Origin of the sequence: Shewanella sp. GD03713 (assembly GCF_029843705.1) — a bacterium.
GTDB lineage: Bacteria > Pseudomonadota > Gammaproteobacteria > Enterobacterales > Shewanellaceae > Shewanella.
In genome coordinates this window covers 45,710-61,431 of sequence record NZ_JAOCIW010000003.1, presented here as the reverse complement: position 1 = coordinate 61,431, position 15,722 = coordinate 45,710, and the positions used below count along the sequence as shown (strand labels likewise).

Sequence of the window (15,722 nt, the reverse complement as noted above, 5' to 3'; positions counted from 1 at the left end):
CAATGGAGATTAAGTGATGACTAAAACAGGCTATACTACAATACAACTCAATATCCTCGGCGCAGGTTGCGCGAGTTGTGTTGGCAAAATTGAAAAAGCGATTAACTGCGTGCAAGGCGTTGATTCGGCCGAAATGAACTTTGCCGACAGAACAGTACTTGTTTCGGGTAACGCATCTGCCGAGTTGATTATAAAAGCAGTAGAAAGCGCTGGTTATAATGCCACTCAAATACAGGCTGAGTCGGCAGAAGATGCCATGAACGAGAAAGAACAGGCTGATTTACAACATTATAAAAGTTTATTACGCCATACCATTATCGCTTTGTCCGTCGGTATCCCGTTGATGATTTATGGACTGTTTATTGGCGAAATGACGGTATCAACCCTATTAGAGCAAACTGTGTGGGGACTGGTCGGTGTGGTGACTCTGGCAATTATGCTTATATCAGGTAGGCATTTTTATATCGGCGCTTGGAAATCATTTTTAAACCATAATGCCAATATGGACACCCTCATTGCCTTAGGTACCGGTACTGCTTGGGTTTACTCGATGTTGATTGTTTCATTTCCACAATTGTTCCCCGAGATGGCAAGACATGTTTACTTTGAAGCGACCGCGATGATTATTGGTTTAATTAATCTTGGTTTAGCACTAGAAGTTAAAGCGCGCGGTAAAACCTCTGAAGCGATTAAGCGTCTCATTGGTTTGCAAGCTAAAACTGCTCGGGTTATCCGTGATGGGAAAGACCTCAACATCGATATTGCTCATGTATTACTTAATGATCATGTAAAAGTTCGCCCTGGCGAAAAAATTCCAGTCGATGGGGTGGTTTTTGAGGGTAACAGCACCATTGATGAATCAATGTTGACCGGTGAGCCAATGCCTGTTGAAAAAGTGATAGGTGACGATGTGTTCACTGGCACCTTGAATAAATCAGGCTCAATCATATTTAAAGCCACTCGTGTAGGTAAGGATACCGCACTGGCTCGCATTATTAGTATGGTCAAACGGGCGCAAAACTCTAAGCCGCCGATTGGGCGTTTAGCAGATGTCATAGCCGCTTACTTTGTGCCCGCTATTATGATCATCGCTATAGTCAGTGCCATGGTGTGGTTTAATTTTGGCCCTGAGCCGTCAAGTGTATTTGCCATCGTGTCTGCAACAACAATATTAATTATTGCTTGTCCTTGTGCGCTAGGTCTCGCAACGCCAATGTCAGTGATGGTTGGCGTTGGTAAGGCAGCTGAATCGGGGGTGCTTATTCGTAACGGTGAAGCATTGCAAACCGCGTCTAAAATAACCGCCATGATAATAGATAAAACCGGCACCATTACTGAAGGTAAACCGCAAGTTACCGATATTATTTTGGTTAATGCCGACAGTGAAGAGCAGGTACTTGCCTTGTCTGCTGGAATCGAAAGTCACTCCGAACATCCACTCGCGCAAGCTATTGTAGAAAGTGCGAATGATAGAGGTATAGAAGCCATTGACACTGAGCACTTCAATGCCATTTCAGGTAAAGGTGTAGAAGCTGAAGTGGATGGCCAGACATTACTATTTGGTAATTTAAAACTGATGTTAGACAAACACATTGATATTGGCCTTCACGAAGCTAAGGCTCAAGTGTTAGCTGAAAATGCTAAAACACCAATGTATTTAGCGCTTGCAGGGCAATTACTGGCTATTATTGCGGTATCAGATCCGATAAAGCCTGATTCAATTGAAGCGATTGCGAGACTGAAACTCAATGGCATCAAAGTGATTATGTTAACCGGGGACAATAAAGCGACCGCCGCAGCAGTGGCTAAAAAAGTTGGTATTGATGATTTTTTCGCAGAAGTCATGCCAGAAGATAAAGCCAATAAAGTAGCTGAACTTCAGCAACAAAATGAAGTGGTTGGCATGACTGGCGATGGGATTAATGACGCCCCCGCATTAGCGTTAGCCGATGTTGGCTTTGCTATTGGAACAGGCACTGATGTGGCGATAGAAAGCGCTGATGTGACCTTAATGCGCGGATCACTTCATGGCTTAGCCGATGCGATAGCCATTAGTAAAGCAACGCTGCGCAACATTAAACAAAACTTGTTTGGCGCGTTTATATACAACGTCGCGGGTATTCCCTTAGCAGCAGGTGTGCTTTTTCCTGTTTTTGGTATTTTGCTAAATCCAGTGATTGCTGGCGCTGCGATGGCCTTTTCATCACTTACCGTAGTGAGTAACGCTAACCGTTTACGTTTGTTTAAAGCCAAGGAACACTAGGAGGCATAATATGTTAATTAATTTACTGTGTATCGCATTAATCGGTTTTATCATTTGGTGGTTTTGGCTATATAAACCGGCAAACGATTCTAGTGTTGACGCTAGTACATTGATACTGGTTAAAGACGGTGTGTATACGCCAGCACGAATTAAAATTTCGGCTAATAGACCAACAGAGATAACCTTTTTACGCCAAGATAAATCCGGATGTTCAGCCACAGTCTTGCTACCCTACTTGGAGATTAGCCAAGATTTAGCGCTGGATAAAACGACGACGATAGCCTTACCGGCACTGGAAAAAGGTGAGTATCCATTTCATTGCCAGATGCAAATGTATAAGGGTGTATTGATTGTTGAGTAAACACTGGCTTTGTTTCCTAAATCGATTCAGCGAGCAAAGCTCCTCATAATCGTTTGAATATTAAACTACACGGTAAGTTTCAGGCATGCCTAGCCCAGTGAGTTTGTTCAACGCCTTTATCATCGCGTAAGTTTCTCCTACCTGACCGTTATAATTTCGCAGGCTCAATCTGCCACCAAGTAGTTGCTTCACTCTGTACATTGCTGTTTCTGAGATTGACCGCCGATGATAACCATACCGTTTTTTCCACTGTTTATTTGAACCATGAAGCTGTTCCAACTGACCGCTAAGTTACGCGGATGACCTTGTTCCCAGAGCGCGGCACCTTCCCTCGGTGGAATGAGTACTAAAGCCCGTTTTCTACGAACGGCATCGTGACAGGCTCTTGTGTCGTAAGCACCATCACCTGAGATATTGCGGATTTTGCGATGGGTTTGCTTGAGCAAATTCGGCATAACTTCAGCGTCAGTGACACCGGATAAACTCAGTTCCGCTGCAATAATTTCATGGCTATGGGTATCGACAGCGATATGCAGCTTACGCCACACGCGGAGCTTGCCATCTGTGCCATGTTTCTTCACTTTCCACTCACCTTCGCCATAAACCTTCAAGCCTGTCGAGTCGATAGCCAAGTGCTCAATGGTGCCACGCGTCTTGGTTTTAAAAGCAATCTTGACGGTTTTAGCGCGTTTGCTGATGCAAGTGTAATGTGGGCACGAAAGCGGAATATCAGCCAGTTTAAACACCGAGTTGATAAAGCCTTGTAACTCTCGTAGTGGCATCGAGAAAACACGTTTAACCATCAGCGCGGTGGTAATGGCTAAGTCGCTAAATACGCGTTCCTTGGTTGCTCGGCCTTAGCTTTCCACTGGGCGATAGCGTCCTCATCAATCCAGAAGGTAAGTGAGCCACGATTGATCAGGGCTTGATTGTATTGCTTCCAGTTGATTGTTTTATATTGAGGTTTTGACACGATTGATGGGCGAGTTGATGGGCTATGTCGATCAGATCACCAGCTATGGTTTTAGTTCAACTGATTTAGGAAACAAAGCCCCTGCGGGACTACAACGGCCAAGTCGGCGAGGCACTGGCTGGTGTGAAAGTGATGAACAAAGTCATAGGACTGGGTATGCCTATTCGCCAGAGGGTCAATTAATACCAGGAACCCTTTTAGGAAAAGGCATACCTAAGATTGATTTAGGCAACAACGCCAAGGTTGTCTGTCCGCTCTTTCTGCTGACTTGCACCTTTCAGTTTTAAGGAGTGATGTCGTGGTTAATAACTTAAAAAAATCAATATTTTGCTTGGAATTTGGCCAGCGTAAATCTATAGCCTATATAGCAAGTCTTTATTTTTATTCCGTTTTTTTAAATACTCTTAATAGTCAAGCCTAAAAATAAATTAAAACTATTTAAGCATTACGCAATAATGAATAGTTGACTAAAATACTCAACAAATATAACATGCGCAATATAAGCATGTTTAATGAATGCTAGTCCTAAATAGATTAAGTAGAGGTAGTTCTGATGAGTTCATCATTGACTAAGTTCACTAAAACTGATGATAAAACCAAAAATGTTACCCAATTTGTGCCGGACACGGATGATAGTACTGCAACGGATACCAAAAACACTGAGCAACCTGAACAGGTAAAAACGGTAGAAAAACCTAAATCCCCTGGTTTTTGTTGTGGTTCTTGTTCATAAACCACTTGCTTTAGAATTTTAATATCAACTTACATGTATAGCAGGGCACTAATTAAAAAATAGCTTATGGTGCTTTTTATTAGAAATAATACATGCTTATTAATAAGCAATGGAAATAAGCTAGCAATGCTTATCTCTCTTCAAACTCATCTAGGCTATTTTTTGTTGTTTATGGTTGATATAAAAATGACTAATAGTCAAGTTTTTCTCAGTCGATATGATTCTTCGAATACTTATGATTGGTTTTCGAATACATAGGCCAGAATTCATTCGACTTAATATGCCATGAATATTTTAGATCACGCCTAAATGATATTATTTGTCAGCTAATTTTAAAAGTATATTCAAACTTTTAAAAAAGATACTACGAAAACATAGAGGAAAATATGCGTTCATTATTTATTCGCATGAGGTTTATCCATTGGTTAGGTGCTATTGTACTTTTCATGAATGCAACCTTTTTCACAGATCTAATATTTTCACAGATCATTCAGTACATTATTACAATATTTTTGATTATTCATGATATTGATGAAAAAGTTTGGGGAGTTGACTCCTTAAAAAAAGTTACCGAATACATGAAACACTTTGAAAGAAAAGATCTTTCAGTTCCATGTACCATCAATAGCTTATATAACAGTGAAATGGAAAAAGTTCTTAGTGTTATCAATACATTTAGAGAAAATGTAAAAATTGCACTAATCGATATTCAGCAACAGGCCATAGCTTCTGATGAAATATCCGATCTTCTAAAAGTTAAAGCGCAAAAAATTTCATCGCGTATCAATGAGCAAGATAATCGGGTGAGTATTCTCACTTCACAAATAGAGGCCTTAGATCAAACCTCTCTAGCATTACAAGCTAAAGCAGAAAAAACACGTGAACAAGTAGAAAATACGCAAATAGGGCTTGTTCGATCAAACGAATATATGGGGGCTATGGTTAAAGATTTAAGCTCGTTTATTGCAAGTAATGATGAACTCCAAGAAAAATTTTATCAACTTTCTCAACAAACAAAAGCCATTGAGGGAGTGGTATCCGTTATTAATAACCTAGCCGATCAAACCAATCTATTGGCTTTAAATGCTGCCATTGAAGCCGCTAGGGCTGGAGAGCATGGACGAGGCTTTGCCGTTGTTGCCGATGAGGTCAGAAATCTAGCCAAATCAACCCAAAGTAGTTTAGATGAAATTAATCAAATTATATCAGGAATATCTAAAGCGGTTCTTGATGCTGGTCATCATATGAAATCACAAACATCTGCAATTGTTCTACTATCGGATTACACAACAACGAGCCAGTCAGAATTAGGCGTTGCATGTAAAAACATCAGTGAAATTTTAACTTTGATTGGGCAAGATAGAACAAATAATAATTTGGATATCCTCTATGTAAATAGATTAGTTGGTGATGTAAGTAAGGAAATTGAGGTGCTAAAACACCTCTCAAGCTCCAACTCAAATGATTGCATCGAATTAGAGCAGCAGGGCCATAGCTTAACTCAAGTTACTGAAAAAATTGTTCGCCAATTAGGGATGTTTAAAACTAAATAGTAGCATAACTTAAAGTGCCCAATTGGGTTGACCAGAACAACTTTCCTTGCATTAAAGGAAAATTCTAGAAGACTAAAAATAACTACTTCATTCCAAAAGCTACTCCTCTCAGCAGTATACGGCGCTGGTGAAATGGAACAACTGTAATGCATTTTTTAGTATATGAGTTCTGTTGGCCTCCCTGATATTTATAAAGTACGCATAAGCGTTAGCCTAAAGCCAGTGTAAAATGGCACTGTGTTGAATAGGCGTTGTTGCCTAAATGAATGAACCTTCCGTCTCAGATGCGATCAGATCCTGTGAATACCACGCAGGAACCGCTATCAGATGGGCAAATCTAAATCTCGCATTACCAATTGGCCGGAATATAACAAGGCGTTGACCAACCGAGGCTCACTGACTTTTTGGATAGACGAGCACGCGCTCAACCTCTGGATATTGACGGCCGTTTCACCAATGGTCAGGTCAAACTGAGTACCCTGCAGGGATGCGGCAACTGGCAGGCTCAGACTGGAACGCGCATTGAAACTCCATACGCCAAGACTTCCGGCTACGCCAGAGAGGGTTAACCCCTTCAGGAAAGTTCGTCGAGACGTTTTCAACAGCATGCGCATTCACTTATTTAAAGTATGGTTACTGACAGAATTCGAGAACCGATTTAAATTAAATTACTGGTTCATCCACTTACAATGAAATGAAGCTAGCACACCTTAAGAAACAAATTCATTACAATCGTGTAATGTACATAGCTGTATTACATTTACGTCATCTTCCCCACAGGTTGATTATTTTTATATATGATCATAAGGACATCTTTTATGTACCTCAGAAGGTAATTACACATGAATATATTAATCAACCTGAGATCGGTTTAACAAGCCATAACTGCAATAGCATTAAACTCTGCGTGAGTGATGTTCAGTTGTGGCTTATTGTCTTTCAATTGATAGGCGATAAGTCCCGCAATCATATTGAGCATAAAACCATGCACGCTGCGGTGTCTAGAGTGCTCTATTTGAGAGATATTTTTTAACTGGTCGTTGATGGTTTCTATGATGAAACGTCTCGACAGCATCGCTCTATCCCACAACGACATTGCCTTCGCTTTCATATTTTTACGCACGTTTGTCACCAGTGTGACGCCTTTTTCCAGTAATTCACTCGATAGCGCTTTACTGATATACCCTTTATCTGCATAGAGTTTATTCATATCACTGTGCACCATCTCTTTCACCGGTTTTGTGTCATGTTCATTCGCTGGTGTCACTTTGGCCGCCACGATTCCACCTTGATGATTCACAATCAAATGCAGCTTAAAGCCATAGAACCACCCCATGGTGCCTTTTCCTCTGCACGCCAGTCCCGCTAAGGTTTTATGGCGATGAATACGTAGGTTATGACACACTTTGATGCTGGTTGAATCAACAAATTCAATGCCAGTGGGAGCACTCTTGAGGCTGGCAAAGTAGCTGCAAAGCGGCACTAAAGCCGTGGGCATCACCTCAAGAAAGCGGGTATAGCTGAGTAAATTAGGAAAAGCAGATTTGTAGAAATGAGCCAGATAGCCGATGTAGAAGTTCTTGAAATCACGGTGGTGGGACATCTGAAAAAGTATGATGATGGTCATCACTTCGCTCATCGTCATACGGCCAGCGCGTTGACGCTTGCGTGTGCCATCGGTTAACAGCGTTTTTTCCCATTCAGGAATGAAAACAGCGCAAAAATCATCGACATCACAAAACACTTCCACTAATTTATGCATAGGCCCTCCGGTGTGATGAGGTTTCTCTTGGTCGAAAGATCCGATCACTTGGAGGGCTATTAGTTCAAATTTTTTTATCCCGAGTTCAGGTTAATCACGACCACTGCGTTTACAGCTTTATTTTGTGGGGCAGCTTTTGCTCAGTCCAGTGATATTGCCCATGAAGCACATCGATTTGTTAATAATGCCTCAGCCGTCAGTCATGTGAATTCCTCGACGCATGAAAATTTGCCGGACAGGATTAATAAAAACAGCACGCCCTCATTCTCTGAAATGAATGAACATGAAAGGGCCATTGTTGCTCATTCATTTATGAACAACAGCCCGTCCTATGCACATCAGAAAATGATTGAGGAACATAAAAAAAATGCTGTCCGAGAGTGGTGAAAATTCAAAGACCTTCTCTTCTTCTTTTAACGAACTGAATGCCGGAGAGAAAGCCGCCCTCGTGCATGAGCAGGTCAATAATGCCGGTGCGGAAGCTCATCAGACGCAGGCAAGAAAGCTTCGCGGCCTGTATTCGTCCAGGTAACTGCAGGCGGGTTAGTGCTTAGCGTCAGGTGCGCAGCAGGGCTTTACTGACGGGTTACGTAGCAGGACATGAGCCCCATATTGCTCTGCCGTAACCTGTTTCAGTCCCGTTAATCATCACCGTCGGGCTGGTCATACAGTTCCCAGAGCTTCAGGAGCAAACGGGAAACAAGATATGTTACAAAAATGACGACCATCAACGGTGCTCCCGATTAACTGACAGATGACACGCCTCCTGAAAACCCCTAGCATACGCCGCAGTGTTCATGCTAACGGCGAATTCCAGTAAATGTATTCTACCGATGTCGTAAAAGAAAATGCCTGCCTTTCAGCCACCCGCTCGGGGCTGGAATCGAACGAGATCGCTACTCTTCAGCGCTCCTTGCCTTCCCGGTTTAATCTGCGGCATTTGAAAAAAAATGAATCATTAAAACTCGTACTGCAAAAGAAAGCGGGAAAATCACATGTCGTGGCCTATAAATTTACGTCCGGTTCATTTAATTACACGGCGTATCGTATATCAGATAAAAAGTTCTATGACCTTTCCGATACTTCCGGGAAAGGCAGTCTCGATTATCCGTTACCGGCCACAGCAAGACTCAGTTCGCCTTTCAATCCTGCAAGACTTAACCCGGTATCCGGAAAAGTGAGTCCCCATAATGGCATTGATTATTCCATGCCCATGAACACGAAAATAGTCAGCGTCATCGACGGAAAAATCACCCGGGCCGAATACAACAGTACCATGGGATATTTTGTTGAAGTAACAGGAAAAGCCGGTGTTAAAACTTGCTATCTCCACCTCAATAAAATACTCGTTACTAAAGGGGCCAGGGTTACACGGGGAGGTGCTATTGCGTTATCCGGTAAAAGCGGACGTTCATCCGGTCCTCATCTGCATTACGAGCTGGTCATCAATAACAACCCTGTTAACTCTCTGGCGTTCCGGGCAGCGGCACCCGCTGATAACAAACTCGAACAGCATGCCTTTGCGCATGCCAGAGACTACGAACGATACCTGGACTGATAACGGGACCGCGACGCGGCCCCGTCTGCCGGATTAATTTTTTTTATCGTTTTCACTTCCGTGATGTTGATGATCTCCATGCCCTCCGTGGCCGTGGAAAAGATGCATTAGCGGGCAGACCAGCAATAACAGATATGGCCAGTAACCTGCCACATGTGACCAGTGTTCGCGCAGGAGGGCAAATGCCGCGATCGCGGCGACAGCAATAAGCGCATAGGTGGTACTTTTCATACTGGACTCCTTCTGTTCGTAACTGACCCTTCACTCAGTGTTATTTCCCGAGCCTGACACTTTTCAGACGCAACGCATTCACAATGACGCTGACGGAGGAAAGAGCCATGGCCGCCGCCGCAATAACTGGCGACAGCAGTATTCCATACACAGGATAAAGCAGACCTGCAGCCACAGGCACGCCAAGTGCGTTGTAGATAAATGCAAAAAACAGATTCTGTCGGATATTTTTCATGGTGATCTCTGACAGATGACGGGCCCTGTTCAGTATCATCAAGTCGCCTTTGAGAAGGGTGACTCCGGCACTTTCAATTGCCACATCTGTACCCGTTCCCATAGCTATGCCCACGTCAGCCGCTGCCAGCGCCGGGGCATCATTTACACCGTCCCCCGCCATCGCAACCACATGACCAGACGCTTTCAGTCGGGTTATCACTGCTTTTTTGCCGTCAGGCAGAACCCCGGCTTCAACCTCATCTATTCCCAGTTTCCGTGCGACTGCTTCAGCAGTAAGCTGGTTATCCCCGGTGAGCATAACAATGCGGATCCCCGCCTGACGCAAAGCTTTAAGCGCATCCGGCGTGGTTGCTTTCACGGGATCCGAGATAGCTATCAGGCCTGCAAGGTACCCATCTGTGGCCACATAGATAACGGTAGCGCCTTCCATCCGCAACGTATCCGCAACGGCCTTTTGATTATCAATAACGATACTGTTTTCCTGCATAGCCAGTTCATTACCAATAACAACCCGTTGACCTTCAACATCGCCTGAAACACCTTTCCCCGACGGAGCATTGAAATCACTGACTGCGGGTATCATGATCCCCCTGTGCTGGGCTGCCCGGACTACAGCCATACCCAGCGGATGCTGCGAGCCTTTTTCCACTGCGGCCGCTACACGTAAAAGAGATGCTTCCCCACCCGGATTGAGACTGATAATCCCTGTCACCGTAGGCGAACCTTCCGTGAGCGTGCCTGTTTTGTCGACAACCAGCGTGTCCACTTTTTCAAGACGCTCAAGGGCTTCGGCATTCCTGATTAACACCCCGGCCTGGGCTCCTTTGCCTACCCCCACCATTATCGACATCGGTGTGGCCAGCCCCAGTGCGCAGGGGCAGGCAATAATCAGGACCGACACAGCCGCAATCAGACCGTGCGCCATCCTGGGCTCGGGCCCCCAGACAGACCAGATCACGAAAGCAACAACCGCGATAAGTATCACCAGAGGAACAAACCAGCCTGAAACGCTGTCAGCCATTCTCTGGATGGGGGCACGCGAACGCTGTGCATCAGCGACCATCTGAACAATTCGTGAGAGCATCGTTTCATCACCGACTTTCTCTGCACGGATGATAAGACTACCTGTCTGATTAATCGTCCCCCCAATGACAGGGTCACCCTTCGTTTTGGTAACCGGCATAGACTCCCCGGTCACCATCGATTCATCAACGGTTGTTTTGCCTTCGATCACGATACCGTCGACCGGAATACTCTCTCCAGGTCTGATGCGGAGCTTATCGCCAGGCAGGACATCTTCCGCATTAATATCCGTTTCATGACCGTCATGATCCAGCCGTCTGGCGGTTTTGGGGGCAAGGTTCAGAAGCGCAGTAATGGCGCCTGAGGTTTGTTCCCGTGCCCGCAGCTCAAGAACCTGTCCCAGCAGAACAAGCACCGTAATAACTGCTGCGGCTTCAAAATAAACGGCCACCAGGCCATCCATGTTTCTGAACGATGCAGGAAACCAGGAGGGGAAGACGGTTGCAATGACGCTGTAAACCCAGGCTACGCCGGTCCCCATTGCAACAAGGGTAAACATATTCAGGGAGCGGTTACGTAACGACATTCCGGCCCGGGCGAAGAATGGCCAGCCACACCACAACACGACAGGGGAGGCCAGAAGCAGCTGCAGCCATGTGTTGTACTGTGGCGGTACTGTATTCCTCAAGTCGGGAAACAGATGAGATCCCATTTCGAGTACCAGAACCGGAAACGCCAGCAACAACCCCAGCCAGAAGCGTCTTGTCATGTCGTGAAGTTCATCACTCGGCCCCGTGGATGCCGTAGCTACGAGCGGCTCCAGTGCCATTCCACAGACAGGACAGCTTCCGGGACCATTGCGGCGTATCTCCGGGTGCATCGGACATGTCCACACACCTTCAGAATTCTCTTTTTCCGCCTGGTGGTGAGGCTGTTTTATCTGATCAGGGCTGACTTCGTGATGATCGTGGTGATGGTGATGGGAATGTTCACAGGCATCTTCGGTAAGATAACGATCGGGATGGGCTTTAAATTTACTCTCACAGCTGGCGGAGCAGAAATAAAGTTGATGGTCCTGGTATCGAATGCTGCTGTGCGCCCTGTCGGGCAGGATGGCCATCCCGCACACGGGATCTCTCACCTTATGCAATACGTGGCCCTCGTCCGGGGATAATGTCTGCTCAGAAGCAGTCTGGTTGTTGTGTTGCACTGCATTGTCATTTTTCACAGTAACTCTCCTTATGCATACCGAAGCATCTTCTGTCTTCAGGGTATGTCATGGATGCGATTACCACGAATATCGCCGGCACAGGAGTGCCTGCTACCAGCGTCCCGTTATCAGCCGTTCCGCTGACTATTCGATTCGCTGGAAGACTTTTTTACTTCCATCCGGTGAGAATGCGATAACATCGTAAGCCTCTTTTCGGGCTCCCATCTCCATTCCAGGACTTCCTGCTGGCATACCGGGGGTGGCGAGACCGTATATACCCGAACCAGACTGCATTGCCTTATGTATCGTTGTCGCAGGCACATGGCCTTCAATGATCAAATTACCGGCAACCGCGGTATGACAACTTCGTAGTCCTGCAGGAATAGCATGCTTTTCTTTCAGGGCTGACAGCGCCTGATCATTCATGACGTGAGTTCGTACTTCAAACCCGTCTTTTTCCATCGCTTTGCCCCACAGGGAACAACAGCCACAGTTTTCAGATTTGTACATATCAATCACTTTTTCACTCGCCATCGCGGGTAGTGAAAGGCCGAGAGCCAGCGCCATTAGAACCACTTTTTTCATACTCACCTCTGTATATTATCGATATAAACCCTGACGTCAGGGTGAATCAGTAAAGAAGGACACCCACAGGGGGTGCCCTTTCAGGTTCAGGACACGCTTTTTTTATGTCTGCGCAGCCAGATTAATTTGTAGGCGGCAGGAATAATGAACAGGGACAGCAGCGGAGCCGTGATCATCCCACCAATCATGGGTGCCGCGATACGGCTCATGACTTCTGAACCTGCACCGGTTCCCCAGAGTATTGGCAGCAGACCCGCAACGATCACCGCCACGGTCATGGCTTTCGGCCGGACACGCAGTACGGCACCATGATAGAGGGCTTCATCAAGGCCTTCCGGTGTGAACGTCTCTTTACGGGACAATTTCGGGTGCGCTTCAATGGCATGACGCAGATACATCAGCATGACCACGCCAAACTCTGCTGCCACCCCGGCCAGGGCGATAAACCCGGTTCCGGTCGCCACTGACATATGGAAGCCCTGCCAGTACAGGAACCATATCCCGCCAACCAGGGCAAACGGCAGGCTCATCAGGATCAACAGGGCTTCATCAACCCTGCGGAATGCCAGATATAACAGGATGAAGATGATCATCACCGTCATCGGTACCATCAGTTTTAATTTCTTATTGGCGTGCTCGAGTAATTCAAACTGTCCTGAGAATGCCACACTGGTCCCCGGTCTCAGTTTCACTTTCTCACTGATGGCCGTCTTAATATCGTTCACCACCGACACCATGTCCCTGCCGCGGGCATCAACATAAATCCAGCTGGCTGGCCGGGCATTTTCGGTTTTCAGCATGGTTGGTCCGGAAACGACCTTAATATCGGCAACATCGCCCAGCGTAATTTGCTGCTTCATTGGGGTCAGGATTGGCATCTCTCTCAACGCCTGCGGACTGTTACGGTAATCCTGCGGATAGCGAATGTTAATAGGGTACCGGGCCACGCCTTCAACCGTCTCACCCACCATAGCCCCACCGATTGCTGAAGAGACGAACAGCTGGACGTCGCCCACAGTCATCCCGTACCGGGAAGCTTTTTCCCGGTTAATGTCCACATCAATATAACGTCCACCTTCCAGTCGTTCAGCCAGTGCGGAAACCACACCAGGTACGGTTTTAGCGACTGCTTCGATACTCTGTGCTGTTACATCGATATCCGACAGAACAGTACCCGATACCTTAATACCTATCGGACTTTTAATGCCGGTTGAGAGCATATCAATACGGTTACGGATAGGCGGTACCCAGAGGTTGGCCAGACCCGGTAAACGGACGGTCCTGTCGAGTTCTTCAATAATCTTGTCAATCGTCATGCCTGGACGCCACTGATCCTCAGGTTTCAGTTGGATGGTGGTTTCCATCATTTCGAGCGGAGCAGAATCCGTGGCGGTCTCAGCCTTACCGGTCTTGCCAAAAACTGAGGCCACTTCAGGCACCGTTTTGATTAGTTTGTCCGTGGTCTGTAAGAGCGCAGCAGCTTCTCCAGGAGACACGCCAGGTAACGTTGACGGCATATACAACAGGTCACCTTCGTTAATCTTCGGTAAAAACTCGCCGCCCACCTGACTCAGTGGCCAGATAACAGTGAAAATGGATAAAGCCGCAACCAGCAGGGTTGTTTTTGGCCAGTGTAGTACCCTGAGCAGTAACGGGTGATACGCTTTAATCAGCAACCGGTTCAGTGGGTTACTGGTCTCAGCAGGAATTTTCCCGCGGATCCAGAACCCCATCAGAATAGGGATAACAATGATTGCCAGTATGGCTGCACCCGCCATGGAATACGTTTTTGTAAAGGCCAGCGGACCAAACAGACGCCCTTCCTGCCCTTCCAGGGTAAAAATAGGAATGAACGATAATGTGATAATCAGCAGGCTGATAAACAGCGCTGGACCCACTTCAACGGAGGCGTCAGTGATAACCTTCCAGCGGGTGGCATTATCAATCTGTTCCCCGGGATGCTGATGGTCCCACTCCTCAAGCCGTTTATGCGCGTTTTCGATCATGACGATGGCGGCATCCACCATCGCTCCGACGGCTATTGCAATCCCTCCCAGCGACATAATGTTGGCATTCAGCCCCTGGAAGTGCATGACGATAAAGGCGATACACAGGCCAAGTGGCAGAGAAATAATCGCCACCAGGGCAGAACGGACATGCCAGAGGAACAGTGCGCAAACGACAGCAACAACGATAAACTCTTCAAGAAGCTTGTAACTGAGGTTGTCAATCGCACGATCGATTAACTGGCTGCGATCGTATGTCGTTACGATCTCCACTCCTTCAGGCAGGCTTGCCTTCAGCGTGTCCAGTTTATCCCTCACCGCCGTAATGACTTCGCGTGCATTTTTGCCCGAACGCAGGATCACCACTCCGCCAGCGACTTCGCCCTGACCGTTAAGCTCAGCGATACCACGCCGCATTTCCGGTCCCAATTGTATGCGGGCAACATCACGCAGGTAAACAGGTACTCCATTTTCCCCCGTTTTCAGGACGATATTTTTGAAATCATCAATAGTCTGAAGATAACCGCTGGCCCGGACCATATACTCTGACTGAGCAATTTCAACAGATGAGCCACCGGCTTCCTGGTTAGATGAGCTAAGAGCTTGTTTTACTTCTGGCAGACCGATGCCGTACTGCGTCAGTTTTACCGGGTCAAGCTGGATCTGATACTGCTTAACCACGCCGCCTACGGATGCAACTTCAGCGACATTAGGAATGGTTTTCAGCTCAAACTTCAGGAACCAGTCCTGCAGAGAACGCAGTTCTGAAAGGTCGAGTTTTCCGCTGCGATCGACAAGGGCATATTCAAAAATCCAGCCCACACCCGTGGCATCCGGACCGATTTCAGAACTCACCCCGGCGGGCAGTTTTCCCTGAACCTGATTCAGATATTCCAGCACGCGGGAACGGGCCCAGTACAGATCGGTGCCGTCTTCAAAAATGACATATACATACGAATCACCGAACTGTGAAAAACCACGCACAGTTTTTGCGCCAGGTACGGAGAGCATGGTGGTGGTAAGTGGATAGGTGACCTGGTTTTCTACAATCTGCGGGGCCTGGCCGGGATAGCTGGTTTTAATAATGACCTGCACATCTGACAGGTCAGGCAAGGCATCGACTGGCGTGTTAATAATCGTCCATGTACCCCAGATGCTGAGAAACAGGGCCCCCATCATGACCAGGAAACGGTTGGCGACAGAGCGCCGGATAATCCATTCAATCAT

General features: G+C 46.5%; 10 protein-coding genes and 4 pseudogenes. 8 read left to right on the top strand and 6 right to left on the bottom strand.

The features are described from left to right. Nucleotides 1-16 precede the first annotated feature (16 nt). Nucleotides 17-2,263, top strand: coding sequence for a heavy metal translocating P-type ATPase (locus tag N5E87_RS22800; RefSeq protein WP_086904883.1), 2,247 nt, complete (start codon nucleotides 17-19; stop codon nucleotides 2,261-2,263). Between the two features lie 10 nt (nucleotides 2,264-2,273). Beyond that, nucleotides 2,274-2,624, top strand: a complete 351-nt coding sequence (locus tag N5E87_RS22795) for a cupredoxin domain-containing protein (protein WP_011918418.1) — start codon at nucleotides 2,274-2,276, stop codon at nucleotides 2,622-2,624. Between the two features lie 60 nt (nucleotides 2,625-2,684). Here N5E87_RS22795 and N5E87_RS22790 read toward each other — a convergent pair. Then, nucleotides 2,685-3,597: pseudogene (locus N5E87_RS22790) on the bottom strand (IS5 family transposase). An 81-nt stretch (nucleotides 3,598-3,678) separates the two neighbouring features. On the opposite strand from N5E87_RS22790, the pseudogene N5E87_RS22785 reads away from it, so the two are divergent. The 4 genes and pseudogenes from N5E87_RS22785 to N5E87_RS22770 form a co-directional block, all read left to right on the top strand. Further along, nucleotides 3,679-3,780 (top strand): annotated as a pseudogene (locus N5E87_RS22785) (IS5/IS1182 family transposase); the annotation flags it as partial. Nucleotides 3,781-4,150: 370 nt separating this feature from the next. Beyond that, entirely contained in the window at nucleotides 4,151-4,330 is a 180-nt protein-coding gene (locus tag N5E87_RS22780; RefSeq protein WP_014610917.1) for a CCGSCS motif protein, read from the top strand. A 386-nt stretch (nucleotides 4,331-4,716) separates the two neighbouring features. After that, the gene (locus N5E87_RS22775) at nucleotides 4,717-5,883 is read left to right on the top strand and encodes a methyl-accepting chemotaxis protein (RefSeq protein ID WP_086904935.1); all 1,167 of its coding nucleotides are present in this window, start codon (nucleotides 4,717-4,719) and stop codon (nucleotides 5,881-5,883) included. Between the two features lie 327 nt (nucleotides 5,884-6,210). Then, nucleotides 6,211-6,318, top strand: a pseudogene (locus tag N5E87_RS22770) (IS5/IS1182 family transposase); the annotation flags it as partial. A gap of 436 nt (nucleotides 6,319-6,754) precedes the next feature. Here the strand turns inward: N5E87_RS22770 and N5E87_RS22765 are convergent. Then, nucleotides 6,755-7,645, bottom strand: coding sequence for an IS982 family transposase (locus tag N5E87_RS22765; RefSeq protein ID WP_176370363.1), 891 nt, complete (start codon nucleotides 7,643-7,645; stop codon nucleotides 6,755-6,757). Nucleotides 7,646-7,738: 93 nt separating this feature from the next. On the opposite strand from N5E87_RS22765, the pseudogene N5E87_RS22760 reads away from it, so the two are divergent. Both N5E87_RS22760 and N5E87_RS22755 read left to right on the top strand, forming a co-directional pair. Next, a pseudogene (locus tag N5E87_RS22760) lies at nucleotides 7,739-8,177 on the top strand (copper resistance protein). A gap of 288 nt (nucleotides 8,178-8,465) precedes the next feature. Beyond that, nucleotides 8,466-9,203 carry a peptidoglycan DD-metalloendopeptidase family protein gene (locus N5E87_RS22755; protein WP_086904627.1) on the top strand — a complete coding sequence of 246 codons (738 nt, stop codon included), beginning with the start codon at nucleotides 8,466-8,468 and terminating at the stop codon, nucleotides 9,201-9,203. Nucleotides 9,204-9,236: 33 nt separating this feature from the next. Here N5E87_RS22755 and N5E87_RS22750 read toward each other — a convergent pair whose 3' ends face one another. From N5E87_RS22750 to silA, 4 genes are all read right to left on the bottom strand, one after another. Next, the gene (locus N5E87_RS22750) at nucleotides 9,237-9,434 is read right to left on the bottom strand and encodes a DUF2933 domain-containing protein (RefSeq protein ID WP_000843494.1); all 198 of its coding nucleotides are present in this window, start codon (nucleotides 9,432-9,434) and stop codon (nucleotides 9,237-9,239) included. 40 nt (nucleotides 9,435-9,474) lie between these two features. Then, nucleotides 9,475-11,922: an Ag(+)-translocating P-type ATPase SilP gene (silP, locus tag N5E87_RS22745; protein ID WP_086904628.1), complete on the bottom strand. Its 2,448-nt coding sequence runs from the start codon at nucleotides 11,920-11,922 to the stop codon at nucleotides 9,475-9,477. A 126-nt stretch (nucleotides 11,923-12,048) separates the two neighbouring features. Further along, complete coding sequence (locus tag N5E87_RS22740) at nucleotides 12,049-12,489, bottom strand: DUF411 domain-containing protein (protein ID WP_000758228.1); 441 nt, start codon at nucleotides 12,487-12,489, stop codon at nucleotides 12,049-12,051. 86 nt (nucleotides 12,490-12,575) lie between these two features. Continuing rightward, the gene (gene silA, locus N5E87_RS22735) at nucleotides 12,576-15,722 is read right to left on the bottom strand and encodes a Cu(+)/Ag(+) efflux RND transporter permease subunit SilA (RefSeq protein WP_086904629.1); all 3,147 of its coding nucleotides are present in this window, start codon (nucleotides 15,720-15,722) and stop codon (nucleotides 12,576-12,578) included.

What these genes read in the sequence shown, in the direction of transcription:
- N5E87_RS22750 (WP_000843494.1), bottom strand. Translation starts at nt 9,434, where the DNA reads ATGAAAAGTACCACCTATGCGCTTATTGCTGTCGCCGCGATCGCGGCA.
- silA (WP_086904629.1), bottom strand. Translation starts at nt 15,722, where the DNA reads ATGATTGAATGGATTATCCGGCGCTCTGTCGCCAACCGTTTCCTGGTC.
- N5E87_RS22800 (WP_086904883.1), top strand. Translation starts at nt 17, where the DNA reads ATGACTAAAACAGGCTATACTACAATACAACTCAATATCCTCGGCGCA.
- N5E87_RS22775 (WP_086904935.1), top strand. Translation starts at nt 4,717, where the DNA reads ATGCGTTCATTATTTATTCGCATGAGGTTTATCCATTGGTTAGGTGCT.
- N5E87_RS22780 (WP_014610917.1), top strand. Translation starts at nt 4,151, where the DNA reads ATGAGTTCATCATTGACTAAGTTCACTAAAACTGATGATAAAACCAAA.
- N5E87_RS22740 (WP_000758228.1), bottom strand. Translation starts at nt 12,489, where the DNA reads ATGAAAAAAGTGGTTCTAATGGCGCTGGCTCTCGGCCTTTCACTACCC.
- N5E87_RS22755 (WP_086904627.1), top strand. Translation starts at nt 8,466, where the DNA reads ATGTATTCTACCGATGTCGTAAAAGAAAATGCCTGCCTTTCAGCCACC.
- N5E87_RS22765 (WP_176370363.1), bottom strand. Translation starts at nt 7,645, where the DNA reads ATGCATAAATTAGTGGAAGTGTTTTGTGATGTCGATGATTTTTGCGCT.
- N5E87_RS22795 (WP_011918418.1), top strand. Translation starts at nt 2,274, where the DNA reads ATGTTAATTAATTTACTGTGTATCGCATTAATCGGTTTTATCATTTGG.